Origin of the sequence: Bradyrhizobium sp. 33ap4 (assembly GCF_032654765.1) — a bacterium.
Taxonomy (GTDB): domain Bacteria; phylum Pseudomonadota; class Alphaproteobacteria; order Rhizobiales; family Xanthobacteraceae; genus Bradyrhizobium; species Bradyrhizobium australafricanum.
Genome location: NZ_JAUMTJ010000045.1, coordinates 32,465 through 54,390, shown reverse-complemented (window position 1 = coordinate 54,390; position 21,926 = coordinate 32,465). Strand labels below are relative to the sequence as shown.

The 21,926-nt window shown below is 57.0% G+C and carries 16 protein-coding genes and 1 pseudogene; 14 read left to right on the top strand and 3 right to left on the bottom strand.

All coding sequences use genetic code 11. The annotated features are described in order from the left end of the window. Window positions 1-2 precede the first annotated feature (2 nt). Window positions 3-863 (bottom strand): site-specific integrase, encoded by an 861-nt coding sequence (locus Q2M23_RS29765; RefSeq protein ID WP_316397961.1) that lies wholly within the window; start codon window positions 861-863, stop codon window positions 3-5. A gap of 760 nt (window positions 864-1,623) precedes the next feature. Here Q2M23_RS29765 and Q2M23_RS29760 point away from each other — a divergent pair. From Q2M23_RS29760 to Q2M23_RS29725, 8 genes are all read left to right on the top strand, one after another. Beyond that, complete coding sequence (locus Q2M23_RS29760) at window positions 1,624-3,009, top strand: extracellular solute-binding protein (RefSeq protein ID WP_316397960.1); 1,386 nt, start codon at window positions 1,624-1,626, stop codon at window positions 3,007-3,009. An 80-nt stretch (window positions 3,010-3,089) separates the two neighbouring features. Further along, window positions 3,090-4,022: a sugar ABC transporter permease gene (locus Q2M23_RS29755; protein WP_316397959.1), complete on the top strand. Its 933-nt coding sequence runs from the start codon at window positions 3,090-3,092 to the stop codon at window positions 4,020-4,022. An 11-nt stretch (window positions 4,023-4,033) separates the two neighbouring features. Beyond that, window positions 4,034-4,894, top strand: coding sequence for a carbohydrate ABC transporter permease (locus tag Q2M23_RS29750; protein ID WP_316397958.1), 861 nt, complete (start codon window positions 4,034-4,036; stop codon window positions 4,892-4,894). Further along, on the top strand, window positions 4,891-5,832 hold the full coding sequence (locus Q2M23_RS29745) for a ribokinase (RefSeq protein WP_316397957.1): 942 nt from the start codon (window positions 4,891-4,893) through the stop codon (window positions 5,830-5,832). The genes Q2M23_RS29750 and Q2M23_RS29745 overlap by 4 nt, the downstream gene beginning before the upstream one ends. Next, a complete protein-coding gene (locus Q2M23_RS29740; protein ID WP_069276330.1) occupies window positions 5,829-6,599 on the top strand; it encodes an SDR family NAD(P)-dependent oxidoreductase in 771 nt (256 codons plus the stop codon). Before Q2M23_RS29745 ends, Q2M23_RS29740 begins: the two co-directional genes overlap by 4 nt. Beyond that, entirely contained in the window at window positions 6,592-7,416 is an 825-nt protein-coding gene (locus tag Q2M23_RS29735; protein WP_316397956.1) for an HAD-IIA family hydrolase, read from the top strand. The genes Q2M23_RS29740 and Q2M23_RS29735 overlap by 8 nt, the downstream gene beginning before the upstream one ends. Beyond that, entirely contained in the window at window positions 7,416-8,525 is a 1,110-nt protein-coding gene (locus tag Q2M23_RS29730) for a sn-glycerol-3-phosphate ABC transporter ATP-binding protein UgpC (RefSeq protein WP_316397955.1), read from the top strand. Before Q2M23_RS29735 ends, Q2M23_RS29730 begins: the two co-directional genes overlap by 1 nt. 51 nt (window positions 8,526-8,576) lie before the next feature. After that, window positions 8,577-10,331 (top strand): phosphoenolpyruvate hydrolase family protein, encoded by a 1,755-nt coding sequence (locus Q2M23_RS29725; RefSeq protein ID WP_410469789.1) that lies wholly within the window; start codon window positions 8,577-8,579, stop codon window positions 10,329-10,331. 154 nt (window positions 10,332-10,485) lie between these two features. Here Q2M23_RS29725 and nodU read toward each other — a convergent pair whose 3' ends face one another. Then, complete coding sequence (gene nodU, locus Q2M23_RS29720) at window positions 10,486-12,195, bottom strand: nodulation protein NodU (protein WP_316397953.1); 1,710 nt, start codon at window positions 12,193-12,195, stop codon at window positions 10,486-10,488. 1,359 nt (window positions 12,196-13,554) lie between these two features. Between nodU and Q2M23_RS29715 the strand changes: the two genes are divergently transcribed. Beyond that, window positions 13,555-13,932 carry a nuclear transport factor 2 family protein gene (locus Q2M23_RS29715; RefSeq protein ID WP_316397952.1) on the top strand — a complete coding sequence of 126 codons (378 nt, stop codon included), beginning with the start codon at window positions 13,555-13,557 and terminating at the stop codon, window positions 13,930-13,932. Window positions 13,933-14,250: 318 nt separating this feature from the next. On the opposite strand, the gene Q2M23_RS29710 is transcribed toward Q2M23_RS29715, so the two are convergent. Continuing rightward, window positions 14,251-15,222 carry an MBL fold metallo-hydrolase gene (locus Q2M23_RS29710; protein ID WP_316397951.1) on the bottom strand — a complete coding sequence of 324 codons (972 nt, stop codon included), beginning with the start codon at window positions 15,220-15,222 and terminating at the stop codon, window positions 14,251-14,253. A 215-nt stretch (window positions 15,223-15,437) separates the two neighbouring features. Between Q2M23_RS29710 and Q2M23_RS29705 the strand changes: the two are divergent. The 5 genes and pseudogenes from Q2M23_RS29705 (at window position 15,438) to Q2M23_RS29685 (ending at window position 21,907) form a co-directional block, all read left to right on the top strand. Further along, a pseudogene (locus Q2M23_RS29705) lies at window positions 15,438-16,189 on the top strand (IS5 family transposase). 252 nt (window positions 16,190-16,441) lie between these two features. Next, the gene (locus Q2M23_RS29700) at window positions 16,442-17,956 is read left to right on the top strand and encodes an amidase (protein ID WP_316397950.1); all 1,515 of its coding nucleotides are present in this window, start codon (window positions 16,442-16,444) and stop codon (window positions 17,954-17,956) included. A 207-nt stretch (window positions 17,957-18,163) separates the two neighbouring features. Further along, entirely contained in the window at window positions 18,164-19,339 is a 1,176-nt protein-coding gene (locus tag Q2M23_RS29695; RefSeq protein ID WP_316397949.1) for a sugar ABC transporter substrate-binding protein, read from the top strand. 67 nt (window positions 19,340-19,406) lie between these two features. Then, a complete protein-coding gene (locus tag Q2M23_RS29690) occupies window positions 19,407-20,369 on the top strand; it encodes an ABC transporter permease (protein ID WP_092090605.1) in 963 nt (320 codons plus the stop codon). Then, window positions 20,366-21,907: a sugar ABC transporter ATP-binding protein gene (locus Q2M23_RS29685; RefSeq protein ID WP_316397948.1), complete on the top strand. Its 1,542-nt coding sequence runs from the start codon at window positions 20,366-20,368 to the stop codon at window positions 21,905-21,907. Before Q2M23_RS29690 ends, Q2M23_RS29685 begins: the two co-directional genes overlap by 4 nt. Window positions 21,908-21,926: the final 19 nt, after the last annotated feature.

Below are 21,926 nucleotides of genomic sequence, written 5' to 3'. Positions count from 1 at the left end.
GCTCAGCCGGGCGGCACGACCTCCAGGCGAAGCCGGTCAAGCGGACTTGGCGTATTGCTGATGGTCTTAGTGGCGACTTGGGTATAGCGCGCCGTGCTGGCCAGACTGGCATGGCCGAGCAGCACCTGGATGATGCGCACGTCGGCCCCATTCTCCAGAAGATGGGTCGCGAAGGTGTGCTGCAGCGTATGCACTGTCACCGACTTGCTCAAGCCGGCCGCCGCACAGGCTGAACGGCACGCGGCATGCAGCACGTTCGGGACGAGCGGACGCTCGTCGTCGCGACCGGGAAACAGCCATCGCTTTGGCCGAGTGAGCCGCCAATACGTCCGCAGAATCCTCAAAAGCTGCGGCGAGAGCATAACGTAACGGTCCTTGCCGCCCTTGCCGTGCTCGACCCGGATCAACATCCGTTGGCTATCAATGTCGACAACCTTCAAGAGGACCACTTCCGATACGCGCAAGCCTGCGGCATAGACGGTGGTCAACGCGGTACGGCTCTTTAGGCTTGGGATTGCTTCCAGGAAGCGAACGACCTCGTCGGCGCTCAGCACGACCGGCAGTTTGCGCGGTTTACGCGCATAGGCGATGCGCTCCGGAACGGCGTCATAACCAAGCGTCACACCGTAGAAGAACCGCAGCGCGCAGACGATCTGGTTCAGCGCCGGCCAGGACATCCCTATCGCAACCAGATGAACCTGGAAGGCACGGATATCCTCCAGGTCAAGGCGGTCCGGGGAACGACCGAAATATCGGCTCAACTTCGCTACGGCGTTGAGGTAGGATTGCTGCGTCGCCGGTGACAGATTGCGGACCGTCATGTCCTCGATCATGCGGCGGCGAAGTGGGCTGATCTCAGCCATCGGAAAACCTCCTGTCTAAAGGGTTGGGCTTCGAAAACCCGCAATCCTCTCAGACAGGAGGCAATCCTTGCTATGACTCCCTACATGCCGCGTCAGCGGCTTCGTTCAATCTTGAATCTCAACAGACCCTAGAGCGTGGGCATGCTCCCGGAGATGAGGAGCTGCGAGATTGGATAGGGGGAATACCGCGCGAGGAGACCGAGGTCTTGTTTCTGGGCGGCAATCTAGCTGATTATTGGACAGCCAGCGTGGATAATCCGAACATTGCTAGCACACCGCAAGATCGTATGCCGATCAAGAAAGCAAGGATCACCTTCGATACGCCCGACATGATGACGGGCTCTCGAGCTCATTGCTCATCCGATTCCGGCCACTGACCCTCTCAGTCCTGACGAGCTATCGACTGCGGTCGAATCGCACGCGACCGGCGCCCCTGCTTTCAGATATTTGAAAGTCAGCGTGCCGAGCGCTTGCGCATCCGGTCCGAAGGCCGGGACCCTCGTCAGGTCGATAGCCCAAGTCAACGAAAGCGATCATGCTTCGCCGATAAGGACCTGTTTCACGGAACCGACCGTGATGCTGTCTTACCCACCAGGTGCGTCGTAGGCACCAAGCGTGAATTTGCGTCTTACCCAATGTTACCCAACGCTGGTTTGAAAACCAGCTCAAGGCAGAAAAATGACGGATTAGCATCCCTTCACCGCGCCCCCGGACGACGAGGGCGCGTGGGTTTACGGGCCAAAGAGCCTAGGAGGGAATGATGACAAGGAAGCTCGCCGCTTTTCGCGGTTATTGGATGAGCCTTGCCCGAAGCGTTCTCATCTGCTGCACGGTTTTGGCTGAAACGGGCATGATATTCACCCAAGCCAGGGCGGACGAGATCAACTGGCGCCAGTTTGAAGGCGCGTCGATTGTCTGGGCCTATGACATTCATCCGTATGCCGACGCGGTCGCAGCCCAGTTGCCGGAGTTCGAGAAGCTCACGGGCATCAAAGTGACGCCCGAGCTTTATCCGGACGATGCCTATTGGAATAAGTTGACAATCCAGCTCAGCACCAAGTCAACGAGCTGGGACGTGGTGGGGACGGGCATCCAACCAGCATGGGATCTTGCGCCGGGTCAATTGCTTGAGCCGCTCGACAATTATCTGAACGATCCGAGACTTACGGCGGCGGGGTACGACTATCAGGATTTCTTTCCTGCACTTCGAGATGCGCTGACCTGGAAGGTCAAAGAGGGGCAGATCGAGCCGGGAAGCGGACAGGTCTGGGCCATTGCGCATGGCTTTGAGAACATCCAGCTGCTCTACCGCAAGGACATCCTCGACAAGTACGACGTTAAAGTCCCAACGACTCCTCCGGAGATGTCCGCGGCCTGCGAAAAACTGAAGGCCGCGGATCCCGCGATCACACCCCTTGGCGTGCGCGGCGTGCGATTTTGGAGCAGCATCCACACGGCCGCGATCTCGATCGCCAGGTCCTATGGGGTGCATGATTTCGTCTTCAAGGATGGCAAGACGGACACTGGCCTCGACTCGGCGGAGTCGATCGCGTTCCACAAGGACTATGTGGACATGATCAAGAAGTGCGCGGCTCCGTCCTTTGCGAACGACAATTGGTACCAGGTGGTCGATGGCATCAGTTCGGGACGCACGGCGATGGCGATCGATTCCAATATGTTCGGCTTTTGGAATGACGTGGCCGGCAAACCTGGCTCGGGGAAGATCGCATTCGCGCCTCCGCTGCGCGCTCCTAACAGCAAGAATTTCGAATCCAACATCTGGATCTGGTCTCTTGCGATGAATGCCGCTTCAAAGAAGAAGGGGGCAGCCTGGCTGTTCATCCAATGGGCAACGTCAAAGCAGGTCGAACTGAACGGAGCCGTCGCCGCCAAGCTCGTCAACTCTCCGCGTGCCTCTACCTGGAGTGACAAGGCTTGGCTCGAATATGCGGCAAAGCCTGAGTTCAATAACTTCGTGGACACGTTCAAGACCGTGCAGGATAGAGCAAAACTCGCATTTACAGCTCGTGCTGGCTTTGCAGAAGCAATGAACGCTTGGGCCGTCGCTATGCAAAAAATGGTCAATGGAGCTGACGTGAAGGCCACGCTGGCTGATCTCGCTTCCGAGATCCGCTCGTCCATGTGAAACGCGCTGGCGGCGAGCAACATCGCCGCCCTGCATTTTAAAGATGAACTGAGATGGACATCCGAGGATCCCACGGGCTCGTGACGCTGCAGTCTTCGACCAGTCAACTTGCATCGCCAAAACGCAAGGCGGTCAGCGTGCAAGATCCGCGCTTTGATTGGTGGAGCGTTGCCGCAATCACCCCCGCTATCATCGTACTTCTTGGCTTTCTTATCTTGTTTTTCTATGGCGTGTTTCAGTCGCTGACCGATCTCAAATTCGGCCGGCCTTTGGTCCACTTCATCGGCCTCAACAACTTCGCGGCATTGATCAAGACAGGAGATTTTTGGAATAGCGTTCGTGCCACTCTTGTTTACGCCGGATCGGCGGTGCTTGCGCAAGCCGTATTGGGTCTGGCGCTTGCCAAGCTGTTTGCAACTGACGTCTTCCTGGCGCGCGTGATGCGGCCCGTCATTCTCCTGCCGCTCGTCCTGCCTCCGATGAGCGTAGCGCTCATGTGGACGACAATGATGGACCCGAAAAATGGAATCATGAACTACCTGCTCTCTCTGGCAGGCATAGGCAGATTTACATGGATTTCAGATCCAAACAGCGCGATGTTCTCACTCGTCCTTATTGACGTTTGGACCTATACGCCATTCTTCGCCCTAATCATCTTCGCCGGTCTTCAGGGCATCAATGAAGAGGTCAAGGAGGCCGCGCGTGTAAATGGCGCGAAGGGCTGGGCAACCTTCCGGCGCATCGAGTTGCCGCTGATTGCGCCATACATCCTGATCGCCGCCGTGTTTCGGCTGATCGAATCCCTCAATCAGTTCGATATCATTTTTGGGACAACGCAAGGTGGCCCTGGAAATAGCACCTCCGTACTTTCGGTGCGAGCTTACATTACCGCGTTCCAGAATCTCGCCTTTGGGCGCGGTGCCGCACTTATGGTCGTCAATTGGATGATCGTGTTAATCGCAACGTTTGCCATGGTGAAGCTATGGCGCCTCGTTCGGCAGCGCGTAAGCTGAGGATGCAACCCATGCGATTGAAGCGCTCCACCTCCGTCAATGTGCTTCTGAACCTGCTCGTCGGTATTTGCGCATTGATCTTGGCCTTTCCACTTGTCTGGATCGCCATGATGTCGCTGAAGCAGCAGGCTGAAGTGATGACCTGGCCGCCAACCTTCCTGTTCGTGCCTACGCTGGAGAATTTCCGTGTCCTGTTTGATGTCAGCCAGGCCGGAGCGACCAGCTATGGCACCATCAAAGTCGACTTCCTAACGCCGGTCACGAACAGCGTCGTCATTGCGCTGGGCTCCGTAATCATCGCGCTGCTCATTGGAGTGCCAGCCGGCTACGTCCTAGCCAGGCGAGACATACCTTTCAAGGAAGACATTGCCTTCTTCATTTTGGGCTTCCGCTTTGCCCCCGTCCTTTTGGTTGTCATCCCGCTCTTCAGCGTCTTTCAGACGATTGGATTGTATGACACCTATATCGGGATGATCTGGGTCTACCAAGTCGTTACATTGCCGATGATTGTTTGGCTGAGCCGGTCCTATATCGAAGACATCCCGAAAGACATCGAGGAGGCAGCTGCCATGGATGGCGCCAAACCGGTCCGAGTTGTGCTGCACATCGTGCTACCGCTTTTGAAACCCGGCCTGATCGGGGCCTCGTTGCTCATCTTCCTGCTCGCTTGGCACAACTTCGCCTTAGGTCTGATCCTCACTTCGACCAAGGCGCCGGTAACGGTCGCTCTTCTCAAGCTGCTCAATCCAGGCGTGCAATTCTACCCGGTCATGGCCGCAGGGCTGGTCGTGACGATGATCATTCCCGTCATTCTGATCGTAATCGGTCAGCGTCACCTAGAACGCGGCCTAACCTTCGGTGCCGTAAAATGAGCGTCCGGCCATTAATGTTCTTCGGAACGACGAATCTCGATCTGTGCTTCAATGTCGAGCGGCTTCCAACACCGGGTGAAAGCCTGATGGGTACGGTGAGACGTCACCCTGGAGGAAAGGGCGCGAACCAAGCCGTCGCGGCCGCCCGCCTCGGCCTAAAACCACACTTCTACACGCATCTCGGTGATGATGATGCCGGTCAGTCGCTTTTAAAATCGCTCATGGAAGCCGGCGTTTGCACTGATGCACTTACGATCTGTACAGGCGAAGTCTCGGGCTTGGCCGTGGTTATGGTCGCTGACGACGGCTCCAACATGATCGTCATAGACCCAGGCGCCAATTCGAACGTGGCGCCGGACATGATCGAGAGCGCAATCAAATTCATAGAGCGCGATACAATCGTCGTCGCAGAAATGGGGATGCCGATCCCCGCGCTCAATCGACTGTTCGAGCTGAAGCGTGAGAAAGCCTTCGAGCTTATTTTCAACCCAGCCCCGGTGAGGCCAGGTCTTTCATCTGCTGCGTGGAGAAGCGTTGATTTTGTCACGCCGAACCAGACGGAAGCGTTCGAGCTGACCGGCATCGAGGTGTGCGACTTCGAGAGCGCCGCGCGCGCGGCGGAGAAGCTGCTTGATCTCGGGCCCGGTGCCGCGCTGATCACGCTCGGAGCGCAGGGAGCTTATTATGCCGACGCTACACGCTCCTTTTCTCTGCGAGCCTTTCCGGTCAAGGTAGTCGATACCACGGCCGCAGGCGATGCCTTCAACGGGGCATTCGCAGCGTCGCTCGCTCAGCGGCTGCCTCTAGAGGAAGCAGTGAGAAGGGCGCTAGCGGTGGCTGCCTTATGTGTAACACGGCGCGGTGCTCAAAGCTCAATGCCGACTGCCCAGGCAGTTGACGAGTTCTTACAGTCTCAAACGATCTTGGAGTTGGAATGACCGAACAGTTCTCAGTTGCAGACCGAACGGTGCTCGTCACCGGGGCAGGTGGCGGTATTGGTTCTGCCATTGCGAATGCATTTCGCCAGGGAGGCGCGAACGTCGTCGCCACCGATGCCAATCTAGAGAACCTCAGAGATACTCTGCCAAGACTGCCGTATGGCAACGGCATACTGCCCATGGCTATGGACGTCGCGCGCGAGGAAGACGTCGGTAGGGTCCTCGAAGAAATCGCCAGGCACTTTGGCCGGCTGGACGTGCTGGTCAATAATGCAGGCATAAAATCTGCCCAGCCGCTGCTCAGCGGCAGCGCTGAAAAAATTGAACGTACGATCCAGATCAACTCGATCGCCGTCCTGCGCTGTTCGAAATTGGTCGTTGAGCGCTTCATGAAAAGCAAGGGCGGACGCATCGTCAATGTGGGCTCCTCGCTGTCATCGCAAGGTGCAGTTTTCAACTACCAGGCCGGCGGGGGTGACTATTGCCTTTCAAAGGCAATCGTTCACGACATGACCAAACTACTTGCCTATGAATGCGCGCCCCTCAGCATCAACGTGAATGCGATCGCGCCTGGCATCATTGATACTCCCATGCACGGTCGCCCGCGGGAGGAGACCGAAGCTCGCCATGGTGGCCGGATCCCATTAGGACGGGTTGGAGTGCCTGAGGATATCGCAGGGCTAGCCGTCTTCCTCGCGAGTCCTGCGGCTTCCTACATGACAGGACAGATCGTTCACGTGAATGGCGGGATGCTGATGAATGGCTAGCCCAAGCTCTCATCTTGACTGGCCGTCAGTCGCTGGGATCATTTCGGATCTCGATGGCGTCCTCTATCGCGGAGATGCCGCAATTGTCGATGCCATAGAAGCATTTACGCGTTGGCGGGCGGCCGGACTGCCGTTCTGTTTCGTGACAAACAATTCGACCCACACGCCGGAGGACGTCGCCCGCAAATTGCAAGCATTTGGTCTTGCAATCGTGCCGAACGAAGTGGTTACCAGCGCGATCGCGGCCGCAGAACTCGCGCGCGCGAAGTACCCGGACGCGAGCCGCGTATATGTCATCGGCGCGACCTCGCTTGTGAATGCGGTCGCCGCGGTAGGTCTGGACGTGACTGACCAAGAGCCGGAGATCGTGGTGATGGGTCTCGATCGCCACATCACACATGAGAAGATGCGGATTGCGATTGAGGCGATCTTGAACGGGGCCGCCCTCATCGGCACAAACCCCGATCTCCTCTTGCCAACCGCCAATGGATTCGAACCGGGAGCAGGAGCAATAATTACGGCTGTGGCTACTGCTACCCAGGTCAAGCCGCTGATCGTTGGTAAGCCCGAGCCGCACATGATCGAAACGGCGCTTTCCCGCCTAGGGACGGTGCGCAGCGCCACACTGATGATCGGTGACCAGGTTGCGACGGATATTCAGGCCGGTAAGCGAGCTGGCCTTCCGACCGTGCTGGTCACGACCGGCGTTCCGCCCCGAGAGAATCCTTCCCTGGCACGACCAGATTTCATCGTATCGAGCCTGGCGGAGATTGAGATCCCGGCCGTGGTTGCAAGCCCGCGACAGAGGAGAGCGTGATGGCCGACGTTCGTCTAGAAGGTGTCAGCAAGGCCTACGGGACTATCCAGGTACTGCGGAATATCGACCTGGCAATCGACCATGGCCAATTCGTCGTCTTCGTTGGGCCATCCGGGTCGGGTAAGTCGACGCTGCTGCGCATGATCGGAGGGCTGGAGCGAATTAGCGATGGACGGCTGCTGATCGATAACGAGGTCGTCAACGACGTTGATGCGGCTGATCGCAACCTTGGCATGGTGTTTCAGAGCTACGCTCTCTATCCGCATATGACTGTCCGCGAGAATCTCGCCTTTCCTCTCCGCATGGCGAAACTTAGTAAAGCCGACATTGATGCCAGGGTTGCCCAGGCTGCATCGCTGTTGCAAATGGATCACCTCCTGGGTCGTAAACCTCGACAACTGTCCGGCGGGCAGCGGCAGCGCGTGGCAATTGGCCGCGCCATTGTGCGTAAGCCAAAGGTGTTTTTGTTCGATGAGCCGTTGTCCAACCTGGATACGGAATTGCGCGTCCAAATGCGGGTTCAGATTGCCAAGCTTCACAAGCAGCTTGGCAACACGATGATTTATGTGACGCACGACCAAATCGAAGCCATGACCATGGCCGACAAGATCGTCGTGCTCAAGGACGGCGTTGTCGAGCAGGTGGGAAGACCACATGATCTCTACCACAATCCGGCGTCCCGGTTTGTCGCGGGATTCATCGGCTCGCCGAAAATGAATTTCCTAGTCGGCAAGGTCGAAGCAGCGCATGAGTTGGGCATGGAGGTTCGACTGGACGCGGGTGCGCTGGTCTGTGTCCCCGTGGAGCCGGACAAATCGCTCATCGGCAAGCCGATTACGCTTGGCATTCGACCCGATGATTTCTCCTCATCGCCCGCAGAGAAGGATATCGCGATCGACCTCGATCTCGATTTCGTCGAGCATCTCGGCAGCGTCACTTACGTTTATGGCAACGCCGGAAAGGAGGCAGTCGTGGCAAAAGCGGCTAAGCCCGATCCGCTCAAAAACTCCGGAAAAGTTCGTCTTGCGGCTTCCCCGGCCGACTGCCATCTGTTCATGACGAACGGAAAAGCTCTGCGGCGGTTGCATGCGCCCGCAAATTGGAGCTAATTTTAGTTAGTCGCCAAAAGCGAACGCGGTCTATAGCCACGGGCGGTCGAGGTGAAGGGAGGCGGTATCAGGCAGTTCTTCCGGAATTCCCGTTCGTTTGTGCTGGGGGCGGGGATCGGATCGGGCATGGCTGCGAGAGCGGCCGAACGAGCAGGGGCAGATTTCGTTCTTGCGCTCAATGCCGGCCGATTTCGCGCGATGGGCGGCTCTTCACCCGCCTCAATCCTTCCAATCCGCAATAGCAATGAATTCGTCGCCGGCTTCGGTCGGACCGAGATCCTGCCCAGCACGAAATTGCCAGTATTCTTCGGCGCTTGTACCTTTGATCCGCAATTCGACATTGATCGCTGGCTCGACCGGATCAGCAGATGGGGCTTTACGGGAGTCACTAACTTCCCTTCGGTCATCCACATTGATGACTATAGGAGGTCATTGCTTGAGAAATCCGGCCTGGGTTACGCCCGGGAAATAGAGCTGCTGGTCAAGGCGGCAAAACGCGGCCTGATGACCATCGCCTATACCCGGACCCAATCCGAAGCAAGGCGCATGGTTGAAGCCGGTACTCAGGCCATCTGCATCAATTTCAATCTCAATCGTGGCGTTGAAAGCGCATCTGACCCATCGATTAGCCTGTCGGAGCTTGCCGCGCGCACGAGCGCAGTCGCACGTGTGGCTCAATCCGTCGACCGAAATGTGATCTGCCTCCTCGGCGGCGGGCCGATAACGAAGCCTGATGAACTCTTGGATATCTGCGGCGAGACGGGGGTTAAAGGTTTTATTGGGGGCTCCTCGCTCGATCGCGTCCCGCTGGAGATGTCTGTCCTTGAGGTCACCTCGGGATTTAAAACTCTTCACTTGTTGCGGGAGAAGGTCGACCTGCTTGAGCGCCAACTCCAGTTGAGCGGCTTCAGGCACGGCATCATCGCGCAGTCCTCGATCATGAAACGCGTTCTTGAAACCGCAAAGCGCCTAGCCTCCCATCCAAGTCCAGTGCTCGTTTGGGGCGAGCCCGGCTCGGGCAAACGAAGGATAGCGAGCCTCGTCCATGCCTTCAGTGATCGCAAGCACGCGAACGCAGCGCTGTTTCAATGCCGACCCGGTCCGCCCATCGATACGGTCGGTACGCTTTTCGGGGCCGAGCGCGACCAGAGCAGAAGACGCCAACTGTCGCTGCTGGAAAGTGCAAGCGATACGACCGTATTGCTGCTGCATCTCGATCAGCTTTCGCGTGATGGGCAGGAAAGGCTTGCCGATTACCTCGAGACCGGTAGTTTCGCGCCCTTGAACGGCGCATCGATTGTGCGCTCCAGTGCTCGAATTATCGCGACTGCCACGGTTGCTCGCGGGGCTGGCCTTCAAACGGTGCTATGTCCCAGGCTGCTCGGCTTGTTTTCAGGGCTCGACATCAAGCTACCTGCCTTGCCAGACCGACTGGAGGACCTGCCTCAGCTGGTTCAACATTTCACAGTCGAGGCGAAAGGGGATTCGAATGCCCAAACGCTGGCGATCGAAAATTCTGCATTTTTGGCGCTCGCTGGCCATAATTGGCCTGGCAATTTGAGGGAATTGCGCCAGATCGTGAACCAGCTCGTGACGCTCTCAGATGCGCATATCAGCGTGGACGTCCTCAGGCCGCTGTTGAACGCGTCGGCACCAGCTAAGCCGAAAAATGCATTCTCCGAGCGGGAATGGATCATAGAAGGCTTGAAACGAAACAGACTTCATCGCGGAAAAACAGCTAGTTCTCTGGGGCTTTCAAGAAAAACCCTGTACAACAAAATCAAAAAGCTGCGGATCTTAGAGTAGCAGTCCCAGTGTTCACGTTGCTCAAGCTAGCCGCTCGAAGCGGCCCCATCCAAAAGCGTCAACATTGGTTTGACAAGCCGTGTGGCCACGGCTTACCAGCTCCATTTGCTCAGTGAAGTTGGCGTGAAGCGCGCCGTCGGTCGCCAATTGCTCGCTACGGACCTTTCGCCCACAGCATGCCATCGCACCACACGTGTTCCACGCGTCCCCATTCACAGGCCGCTGCGACATGCGGGAAGAACCCACGTCCGTGTTGGTTGGCGCTCGTATTGCAAAGCAGCGGAATGCCCGTGAGCGATTCGTATTCGACGAGAAGCTCGGCAATTTTGTGCTGAGAGGTCCTGCTGATCGTCTGCAATCTCGCAGATCCGTCGAGATGTATAACCGCGGGAATTTTGTCCCGCCACTCTGCCCGCGTCTGGTGATCGAAAAGCATGTAAGGGTCCGGCGTCCCGGGAGCGAAAATCTCCGGCGCACGATCTTCCAGGCATATCGGCGCCACTGGCCGGAAGTGTTCTCGATGCTTGATGTCGTTGAGATAATCCTTCATTCGCGGCGATGTGGCGGCTGCCAAAATACTTCTGCTGCCCAATGCCCGAGGTCCAAGTTCGGCGCGGCCGGTAAGAAAAACAACGGGCTTGTTGTTGGCGAGAATAGTCGCGAGTTCATGCATGCTACAGGGCACCGCGTCCCATTCGGGCGGCACATCGCTACCATGCAGTGCCGGACCACTGTAGACCGACCATTCGAGCGGTCCGAATCCTTTGTCCGCCATTGCAGAGCAAGCGGTTCCGATTGCAGAGCCACTGTCGTTTGGAAAGGGGGGCACCCAGACAGCGTCGAACAGGCCTGCCGCACGTAGCGCACTGTTCCACTTGATATTGAGCCCGCAGCCGCCGGCTATGCACAAATTGCGAGTCTCAAAACACGAGTGCCGCTGCAAAGCAATTGCCATTTCGCGCACGAGCAGACGCTCGAGGAAGCAATGAAACGATGCGAGCACATTTTCGGGTGCCTTGGCCTCCAACCGGCGCTCGCTAGCATCGAAGAAACCATGCACGGCCGCAAGCTTAGATTCCATACTCTTGATGTCGGTACGATAAGTGGCAAGCTTCGTGTCAGCCGCAAAGCGCTGTTGATAGAGCTCCTGAAAGACCGCGACGATGGCTTCTTCAACAGACCCGAGGGCGATATAAGCCATCAGCTTGCCTGCAAGACCCAAGTTGAGCTTGCCGGCACCGCCAGGGTCCATCTTGCCGGGGTCGCCTAGGTCCCAGTTGGCGCGGTTCGCCTGCTTATACGGCCCAAAGTGAAGGCCCGCGGCGGCATAGACGTGCCCAATCACTGGGAATAGGCACTCGATGAACCGGGCCCCCTGTCGTCCTACATGATAGAGACGTGGAAAGGTGCCGCCATCCCACAAGAGGCAGAAAGCTCCCTGTCCAGCTTTGGCAAAGGGGCTGGTGCAGTACGCGGCGGCGAGGTGGCTCGTGACGTGCGGATAGCTTCTATAAGGGAAATCCCTGCCGTCGAGCCTGAGGCCAAAACCGTCCTGCGAGGTCAGAAGGCCCTCTGCATGGCGTTCAATATACGATGCCCCTTTGAGAGTAATAGGAACGCTACCGCTGAGGATCCGGAACTCGGAGGCCACCGTCCCAACCCAGCCGTCGATGACGAACTGATCAATCTCCCGCGGGTCGAGACCGTGTTCCGCCAAAGCCCGCACGATTGCATCGAGATTCTCGATCGTTTGATACCGCGGATTGTTGCTCCGCTTCTCCTGCTCGATACAAAAGATAAGCCGGCCGTCCTCGATAAGGGCTATCGCTCCGTCATGCGTCAGCTTGATACCGCAGATGCGCATAATGCCTCCGTGTCTAATGCGGGCAATTCGATTATTCGAAGATCAACTCGGACCGCGAGGGCAGGGTAAGCAGTCGCCGCGGATCGAATCATTCACACGCCGCTCACGCTCGATCTCGATCAGCATGTCATCCAGCACGTGACGGTGTCGGTATCGGCGGCGTGCTCCAACCGGAGATCCGATCATTAGATGCGCCGCGTAGCGCAGTGCATGATTTGCGCCAATGCGAAGGAAAGCCGTCGCGGTTTGCGGGCCGAGCCTCGCATTCACGACCGAGCAGTGCATCGGGATCGAGAAAGAAGCTCAATGCTTCAATCCAATCTCGACCGTCGTGAAGGAGGGAGTCTTGCAGAGGAAAGTGCAAGCTGTAGCAGGAGCGCGGCCCACTTCATTCTTCTTGTCAGCTCCAATTTGACTTGCTTCGTCGGGTCGGCTGCGTCTTTGCAACATTGTCTGTTCTCGCATGGCTCGTCACAGGACGGGACGGCTTCTTAGTTTCAAAGAGCGTGCCAATCGCCAGTGCTGCTTTTTTGCGCCTATTCTCATCGGGCGGCTGTCGCGAACAGAACGGAATGACCTGATCCCGACAGTGCGTTGCAGATGCTCCCTCTCGATTGCTTTCGATGAGGCTTGCGCAACGCCAAAGCCGCTTTCCGGCAGAATGAGATGGCTGCGCGATCTCTCTCTCCGCCATCCGCATTAGATCGCGCCAGCGGTGGAGACGCTCGGACTAGACGTCGGCTAGTTTGGCAGCCTTTGCGCCATCCGCACTTCTCCGTTGGGCGCCAACAGCGCGACGGAGTGACGGGGCCATGACATTCAGGACACCAGCTTTTGCATGGATTGGTTGATAGACGCTGGAGAGCAGGCAATCATTGTAAGAAACCGCGGCCGCTTGGCAGCGCGCCGAATAGGCCCCGCGGGCGCGAATACCTTAGGACCGGGCTCCTCGTCATTGCGCTGATCTTGGTCGATTACGACACTGCTTCGATACTCCAGTCGAGTTAGTCGCAGTGGGGCTTTCTGCGTCTGGAGCGCACACAGCGCGCGCGGGCTGTAATGCCCTTCGGCATTTCGATAGTTTCGGCCGAGACGATCTCACCCAGGATAAACCGCTGTTTGGCTGCGGTCGCGTATTCTAGCTGCCGAGCGACCCACTGTTGGTCGACATCGTGCGCGATACTGTCAACCTTTACTTTACTTACTCCCGCCAAACCTGGCTCCTCGTCGTCAACATGGATAAAGAAAAATGGGACTTAGCCGCTTTATCGCGAGCAGCCGGTCTTGCCGATAATAGCGGCGTAGCGGAAGGTGCATTCCCAGCTCCATCAACTTGCCAGCCAGACTTCGAGATTTGTAGTGAACAACGAACGCTTGTTGCCGGACATCCGCGAGTTCCTAGGGCTCTGGGAACGAACTTTCAACACGCACGCGCCGGATCGCCTGGTTGCGCTATACACAGATGACGCGATGCTTCATGGTACATCGAGCGCGAAGCTCTATATCGGCGCCAAAGAGATAGGCACTTACTTTCGCGGCAGCGCTACCGTGAAAATGGACGTATGGCATTCCGTGGTGTTGGCGCACAACGTTTCTTTGGTGGTGGGGAGTTATGTCTTTTCACAGCTGTGGAAAGGTCACCAGGTAACCACGCCGGCTCGATTCACTTTCGTACTACGCCGCCAGGACGGCGAGTGGAAAATCGTGCATCACCACTCATCCGCTACCCCAGGCTGAAGGCCGAACCAAGCTAATACGCGCGGATATGCAAGCTCGTCAGCTTTTCATCCGGCTATGCGGGGTCCGACAGGCCTCACACTGCGGACGCCGGCTACCTGCCGCCTATGGCTCTTTTTTCTGATTGATGCGTTGTGTACCTATAAACCCGGCGGCGTGATGCGACTAAAGCAATGTCTGCTTTGCCCCTATGGCGGCCGACTTCGGGCGGCAGCGCAATATGTCGCGATGGGCGAAAAGCTGACTTAGATGCCGACCGGTTCTCCGCTACGAGCAGCAGTCGTGTTCCAATTGCCAACAGATAGAGTCGCGGGAATATTACCCCTCGGCTACGAATACGTACCTGCTGCCATCCTTGGCCAGCGTGCCGACGTTCGGCATCAACCAGTGAGTACCCGAAATGGTGAGCTCGTCGGCGACTGCGCGATCGAAGATCTTCCTTCGCGTTTCGACAGCCATTTGCGGATCCTGGTCGATAGCGAGCTGCCACTCGGGATTTGTTGAAATGTGTGGCGCAAGATTGACCACGTCAGCGCTGATCAGGAACTGTTCGCCGCCGGAGGTGACCAGATGCGCGACCATTCCCGGGCTATGGCCGGGCGCCTGAACGGCGTGCACACCGGGCAGGAGTTCTGGTTCTCCCTCAAAGGTCCTGACGTTTTTCCAAGTCGCCACCGTGGCCTGAATTCGCTGGGCGAGGCCTTTGCGCGTCGGTCCGAGATCGATCGACTCGACTCCCGGGCGCGTCCACCATTTCAATTCCGCGGCGGGCACCACGATGTCGGCATCCGGGAAGACCTGCGCATCGCTCTCATTGTTCATGAGGCCATAAATGTGGTCGCCGTGGAGATGGGAGATGAGGATCGTCTTGACTGCCTTGGGGTCAAGGCCCGCCGCCGCCATGCTCTCGAATAACCGGCCGTTCCCCTCACCATAAATCGGATGACCGCCCGTACCCGAGTCGATCAGGACCACTTGATCGCGCAGCTTGAGCGCCATGACGATAAACCGCAGGGGCGCCTGATTGTCGGGAAAACCGGCACCACGCAACACGGTCTTGACCTGTTCGACGCTGACATTCCTGACCATGCCCTCCCGCAGCGGAACGTCACGCATGCCATCGATCAGAGAGAAGATTTCAATGTCGCCGACCTTGTATTTGCGGAAAGGTTGAGTGACGGACCGTTGAGCGTGAGCCGCGTCGACAAACGTGATCGGCTTGTCGAGCCCAAACGCGACATAAGCACCGGCCGCGCCAAGTGTCACGGCCCGACGCGAGATATCGGACATCGTTCGGGACTCCCCGCTGACTGAATGGATCGAGCATATCAACGGTGATGTGCATTGCACAAGGTCGGCTTCGGGTCATTTTCGACGCATTTGGCAGAGATTGAGGACTGGTTGATGTCCGCTCCTGTGCGTAAGCGCCGTACCAAGAGCGGGTCAGGTGCGTTGCGTTTGGCCGGACTGCCGTCATTCAAACTCCCGAACTGGGGGCTCGAATCATGCGCTACGAACTCGCCGACCATGAATGGACCGCCATCAAGCCGATGCTGCCGAACAAGCCGCGTGGCGTTCCTCGGGTGAACGACAGACGGGTCCTGAATGGCATCTTCTGGGTCCTCCGATCAGGCGCGCCCTGGCGTGATCTGCCGACGGCGTTTGGCCCATACACCACTTGCTACAACCGCTTCGTTAGGTGGCGTTTGCGGCCGCATCATAGAAGCGCTTGCCACTGCCCATGATGCCGCTGTCCAGATGATCGACACCTCCATTGTCCGCGTGCATCAGCATGGAGCCTGCATCACAAGGAACCAGCGTCAATCGATGGGAAGGTCCGCGGCGGCTGACGAGCAAAATCCATGCGGTGGTCGATGGCAATGGTCTGCCGGTACGGCTGGCGCTGAGCCCGGGTGAGGCCCATGACGTTCGACTCGGCGGAAAACTGCTGTCTCGTCTGAAATCCGGGTCAATGCTGCTTGCCGACCGTGGCTATGATGCGGACTAGATCAGGGAGATTGCCATGAAGAAGGGCGTGTGGGCCAACATCCCGCCGAAAAGCAATCGCAGCGATCCGATCTGCTTCAGCCCCTGTCTCTATCGTGCTCGCAACCAGGTCGAGCGGTCCTTCAACAGGATCAAACAATGTCGTCGGGTGGCGACGCGCTACGATAGGCTGGCCGCCAACTACCTCGCATTCGTTCAACTCGCGTCAATCCGGCTATGGCTGCGCCTTAATGAGTCCGCCTCCTGCTAGCTAGCTGCTTCTGCCGAGCCGGTCGCCGCATGCAATTATTAGTTTTCAGCATGCGGCGTGCCCGAAAAGAAGCGCTGCAGATGGCGTGAGTGCGAAAATTTCTGCTCTCGGCGGCCTCTTTCTTGGCGGAATTACCCAAATTTACCCACTGTGAACGATCCGCTTCGGTTCGACCAACCCGCAGTCGAGTAGCCTTGCCGAATTGAACCCATCGCAGAGTGGGTCTGCCGTCGGATAGTACAGGAGCGCCCAGTGTCAGTTGTCCCGCCCACACCCGCCCAGTTGCGTGATGTCGCCTCACAATGCGGCCTTTCACTTACCGACCAGGACATCGTCTCCTTTCGCGGCCTGATCAACCAATCCCTCGAAGCTTACAGATACATCGAAGCCGTTCCGGACGAGTTGCCTCCGGTGAAATATGCACGCACCCCGGGCTATCAACCCCAAGCCGAGGAAAATCTGCACAACGCGTGGTACCGCAAGGCGAGAATCGAAGGAGCGCCGAGCGGAAAACTCAAGGGCAAGACCGTCGCTCTAAAAGATAACGTCATGTTGGCCGGGGTCCCAATGATGAACGGTTCGGCGACGCTCGAAGGGTTCGTACCAGATATCGACGCAACCATTGTCACCCGCATGCTTGATGCGGGTGCCGAAATTGCAGGTAAAGTGCATTGCGAATGCTTTTGCACATCCGGTGGTAGCCATACCGGTGCGCTCGGACCGGTGCACAATCCTCATAGAATGGGCTACTCTGCCGGCGGCTCGTCTTCGGGCTCGGCTGTTGTTGTGGCGCTTGGCGAAGTCGATATGGCGATCGGCGGCGACCAGGGCGGCTCAATACGCATGCCGTCATCGTTTTGCGGTATCTACGGGATGAAGCCTACTTGGGGTCTCGTCCCCTATACCGGCATCATGCCTAACGAGCTGACGCTCGACCACACGGGCCCGATGACCGCAACGGTCGCAGACAATGCGTTGCTCTTGGAGGTAATCGCCGGAGACGATGGTTACGATCCGCGCATCAAAGCACCGAAAGTCGAAGAGTACACGAAAGCGCTTGGTCAAAGCGTCAGCGGATTGAAGATCGGCGTTCTGAAGGAGGGCTTCGAACAGCCCGGGGCGGAAGCTGGCGTCAATGGAGCGGTTCGTGAAGCGGCCAAACGGTTCAAGGATCTTGGGGCCTCCGTTGAAACGGTCTCTGTACCGATGCACCTCCAAGGAGCCGCAATCTGGACGCCGATCGGTACCGAGGGCGCCACACAAACCATGATGTTCGGTGACGGCTTTGGTACCAGCCGATCCGACCTCTTTTCACTGTCGCTCATGGACTTTCATCGAGGGTGGCGCCAGAAGGCGAACTCCCTGTCCGAGCAGGCCAAGTTGTTCTTGTTGCTCGGCACCTACGTAAACAACACGTACGGGCCGCGATTCTACGGCAAGGCCGTCAACGTGTCTCGCCGCTTAAGTGCAGCTTACGACAAGGCCCTTAAGAACTACGATCTGCTCCTTCTACCGACGACGCCGATGAAGGCGACGCAACTCCCTCCACATGACGTCAGCCGAGAGGATTATATCACTCGTGCGACGGAGATGTTCACCAACACGGCTCCGTTCAACATCACGCACCATCCGGCTATGTCGCTGCCATGCGGAATCGTGGATGGCCTGCCGGTCGGTCTGATGCTCGTCGGTCGCCACTTCGAGGAGGCAACCATCTATAGGGCGGCGCATGCGTTCGAGCGGATCGGAGACTGGAAGAAGATGTGACTAGAGCATGATGCCGGCAGCAACGGACCACCACAGCGTCCGCGTTGCGTTATGAAACTCTTCGCTTAGCCGGGATGACTGTTCTGACGCACAGGCAAACACGTCGTTTGTTCCGAATTATTCCATCGTGAAGACGGGCGCGCCTGCCGACCAACGTGAACGAAAGGCAAATCATCTACAACAAACAAGTACGAGGAGGGTCAATCAATGCGAAGACTATCGACTTACCTTTTTGCTACCGCCGCATTCCTGGGCGTTGCGGGTGGTGCGAGCGCTGAGGATGTCCTGTCTGAAGTTTCTACATTAGAAAACGAATATTTCAACAACTGGTCGCAAGGTGCCGAACAAGCCGCAAAATCCCTAGGTCTAAATTATCGCATCCTTTCGGGCAAAGGCGATGCCGCAAAGCAGATCGAAATCTATGAGGCCCAGTTCGGTGCGGGGGTCAGGATCACGTTCGGCGAGAACCTCGTTGCGGCGAACATAAAGCCCATCGTTGAGATGGCGAAGAAGGTCGGTGCGGTGCATGTTGCTGTTTGGGAGTCGTTGCCCGGCTTCCATCCTTTGGATGCGGGGGCCGACAACTATGCTTTTGCAACCTTCTTCTCGCCGGATGATGTCGAAAATAGCTATAGAATTGCCAAATTGCTTTTTGACAAGATCGGCGGAAAAGGCAACGTCGCGCACATTACCGGTTTTCCCGGGGTAGATGCAGATATTTCCAGAACCGCGGGTTTCGATAAAGCGCTGGCCGAATATCCCAACATCAAGCTCGTCGCGCGCCAACCAGGAAAATGGAATCAGGTTGACTCTCGCAAGGTCATGGAAGATCTGTTGGTGGCTCACTCCAAGATTGATGCTGTCTTCGGGCAAAACGACTCGATTGCACTGGGCGCGATGCAAGCCGTCGAAGACGCTGGTATGCACATTCCGATCGTCGGCCTCGATGGCAATCGAGAAACCCTCAAGTTGGTGAAGGAAGGCCGCATTCTTGCGACAATGGGCTTTACCCCACAATGGCAAGCCGGTTTCGCGCTCGTGCGGGCATACGATGTTGCGAAGGGATTTAAGCCCAGCCCGTGCGAACGCATGATGTACACGGGAGCCACGCTGATCACCGCTCAGAATGTGGATAAGTATCAAGCGTTTCTTGCCGGCGAGAAGCTTCCGTTTGATTGGAAGAAAATGTCGCGGGTTCTTCATCCCAGCGACTGGGATGCTCAAAACTATGTGTGGCCGATCGACGTGAAGACGTACTGGGGAGCGCGCACGCCGGCCGGATACAAATTTCCGAAGGCTTATCAAGACGCCGTTGATTCCGGTTGCGTGGATCAGCTCAGGGCCGAGTATAACGGCCACTATAAGCAGCGAATTCCCGAGTGATCGCTCCGGATGCCCCTCTCTCTCGAGGAGGGGCATCGCGTTTACCTCACGTTGACGGATCGCAAAAATGCTAGAAGCGTCGCTGGTTGGGCGTAGAGATAGCGAGCTATGGCGGCGCGCCATAACAGTCGTCGTCGTTACAATCGCGATTATATCTTTTGGTTTCGCGGCTCCATCGTTCTTCACCATCGCAAATATCAGGGCAATCGAACTATCGAGTTCCGTCCTCTTGATCGCATCCATCGGGGCGACCTTCGTGATCCTGATGGGCTCTATCGACCTATCGATCGGAGCGGTTGCTAGCTTTTGCGGCATGCTGGTCGCTCGGCTCGCACCAGACCTGGGCTTATGGTCGGTTCCCATCGCATGTTTGGTCGGCTTGGTGTTTGGCGCGATCAATGGGCTGGTTTACGTCTATCTCAGAATTCCCTCGATTCTGGTGACGCTTGGAACAGCAACAACGATTTCAGGAGCGGTGCTTTTCATCTCAGATGGCCGGTCCTTATCGGTATCGCACGCGGCCGTAATCGATATGGCCCAGGGCGCACTGGCCAATCTGGTCCCCAATGCGGTACTGGTTTCGGCGGTGATCTACGGTGTTGCCATTCTCGTAGTTGATCGCACGCGTTTCGGACGGATGACGCTCGCAATCGGAAGCGACGAGCAAGTAGCCGCGCTCATCGGAGTTAAGGTCAATACGATCAAAATCCAGGCGTTTGCATTGTCCGGCCTTCTTGCAGGAGTTGCCGGTGTCTTGCTGGCCGCTCGTCTGGGGTCCGCAACAGTCACAATGGGCAGTTATATGACTCTCGACACGATCACCGCAGTGGTCGTTGGCGGAACAGCGATAACGGGCGGGTTTGGCAACGTGCGCCTGACGATAATCGGGGTTCTTTTCATAACGATCCTTTCAGACGGCATGAACATTCTTGCCCTGCCTCCCTATCTACAAACAATCATTCAAGGGACCGTCATTCTGTTCGCTGTTCTCCTGAACACCAATCGTGCGAGCGCGGAGGACGTGAAATGAGCGGCGTGCCGACGCCCATCTACACGATGCGCAACGGGTCGAAGCGCTTCAATGGCATTTGCGTCGTCGAAGGGATCGATCTCGATGTATTTCCGAATGAAATAGTTGGAATTGCCGGTGAAAACGGAGCAGGCAAATCAACGACCCTCAAAATGATTGCCGGCATTCATACACCGAACGCGGGAAGTATGAGACGTTTCGGCAAGAGCTTCAAGCCGACAAGCTATACTGAGGCCGTCGAGGCCGGTATTTCGATGGTCTTTCAGGAGCAGGCCCTTATTCCAAGCCTGGCTGTCTACGAGAATATATTCCTCTCTTTAGAAGCCAACTTTGTCAATCGGATAGGGATCGTCGACAGACGAGCGATGATCGCCGTAAGCGAAAGACATCTCAAAGACCTCGGTCTTGACTACATCGATCCGCGCCGTCGCACAGGCGACTACGCGTTTCACGATCGGCAGATGATCGAGATTGCCAAGGCGTTCGTTTTGGCCGAACATTTCCATATTGATCATCCAATCATCCTGCTCGACGAACCGACAGCGGCAATCGGCGAGCGACAGATCAAAATTCTCTTTGAGTCGATTCGACGGTACCGTCGTCGCGCTTCATTTGTACTTATTACTCACCGTCTCGCGGAATACGTAGAGCTTTGCGACCGCATCTACGTGTTCAAGGACGGGCGGAACGTTGGCGAGTTCGCAGGAGAACAGATCTCCGAACAAAGCCTTCATCGAGCAATGGTGGGCCGAACGCGAGACGACGAATACTTCATGGAAAAGCGCCAGCTGAAACTCGAGGGGGCACCCATCGCGGTCTCAGTCAAAGGTCTAAGCGGCCACAACGTCCAGAATGTCAGCTTTGAGGTTCGCAAAGGTGAGATTCTTGGAATTGGCGGCCTTGTCGGATGCGGCAAGGAGGCTGTAGCCAAAGCCGTCGTCGGATTTGAACCCGTTCCCCCAAACGGCACCATCGAAGTGGGCGGCGAAGCGTTGCCGCTTCGCGGACGTGGAAAAGCGGCGATGGCGCGCGGCATGGGTTTTGTCCCCAAAGAACGCAAGACCGAAGGCATCGTGCCTTACATGTCGGTTCAAGCAAATATGTCTTTGGCCTCGCTTCCGCTTGTCTCACGCCTATCTGGTTTCATTTCACGCTCCCGAGAACGGCTCCTCGCCGAAAAGTACATCAATCGCTTGCGCGTTAGATGCAAAGGGCCAGCACAGCTTTGCCAGTTCCTTTCCGGGGGGAATCAACAGAAGGTAGTGATAGCTAAATGGCTGGCTCGAAAGGTTCAGGTGCTGGTCCTCGACAATCCCACGCGCGGCGTCGATGTCGGCGCTAAACAAGAGATCTACGGCGTCCTGAGGGACTTGGCTGAGGAAGGCGTAGCTATTCTTCTCGTCACAGACGATTTGCCTGAGCTTATTGGAATGTCAAACCGCATCCTCGTGATGCGAGAGGGAGAAATTCAGTTCTTGTGCAACGCGCCTGCCGATAACAAGCCAACGGAGCAGGAACTTGTCCAACACATGGTATGAGCCGCAGACAACCGGGTCG

Excerpts from the sequence above, each read along its gene's own strand:
- Q2M23_RS29735 (WP_316397956.1), top strand. The coding sequence starts at position 6,592 with ATGGCTAGCCCAAGCTCTCATCTTGACTGGCCGTCAGTCGCTGGGATC.
- Q2M23_RS29685 (WP_316397948.1), top strand. The coding sequence starts at position 20,366 with ATGAGCGGCGTGCCGACGCCCATCTACACGATGCGCAACGGGTCGAAG.
- nodU (WP_316397953.1), bottom strand. The coding sequence starts at position 12,195 with ATGCGCATCTGCGGTATCAAGCTGACGCATGACGGAGCGATAGCCCTT.
- Q2M23_RS29745 (WP_316397957.1), top strand. The coding sequence starts at position 4,891 with ATGAGCGTCCGGCCATTAATGTTCTTCGGAACGACGAATCTCGATCTG.
- Q2M23_RS29740 (WP_069276330.1), top strand. The coding sequence starts at position 5,829 with ATGACCGAACAGTTCTCAGTTGCAGACCGAACGGTGCTCGTCACCGGG.
- Q2M23_RS29750 (WP_316397958.1), top strand. The coding sequence starts at position 4,034 with ATGCGATTGAAGCGCTCCACCTCCGTCAATGTGCTTCTGAACCTGCTC.
- Q2M23_RS29695 (WP_316397949.1), top strand. The coding sequence starts at position 18,164 with ATGCGAAGACTATCGACTTACCTTTTTGCTACCGCCGCATTCCTGGGC.
- Q2M23_RS29765 (WP_316397961.1), bottom strand. The coding sequence starts at position 863 with ATGGCTGAGATCAGCCCACTTCGCCGCCGCATGATCGAGGACATGACG.
- Q2M23_RS29730 (WP_316397955.1), top strand. The coding sequence starts at position 7,416 with ATGGCCGACGTTCGTCTAGAAGGTGTCAGCAAGGCCTACGGGACTATC.
- Q2M23_RS29710 (WP_316397951.1), bottom strand. The coding sequence starts at position 15,222 with ATGTCCGATATCTCGCGTCGGGCCGTGACACTTGGCGCGGCCGGTGCT.
- Q2M23_RS29760 (WP_316397960.1), top strand. The coding sequence starts at position 1,624 with ATGACAAGGAAGCTCGCCGCTTTTCGCGGTTATTGGATGAGCCTTGCC.
- Q2M23_RS29690 (WP_092090605.1), top strand. The coding sequence starts at position 19,407 with ATGCTAGAAGCGTCGCTGGTTGGGCGTAGAGATAGCGAGCTATGGCGG.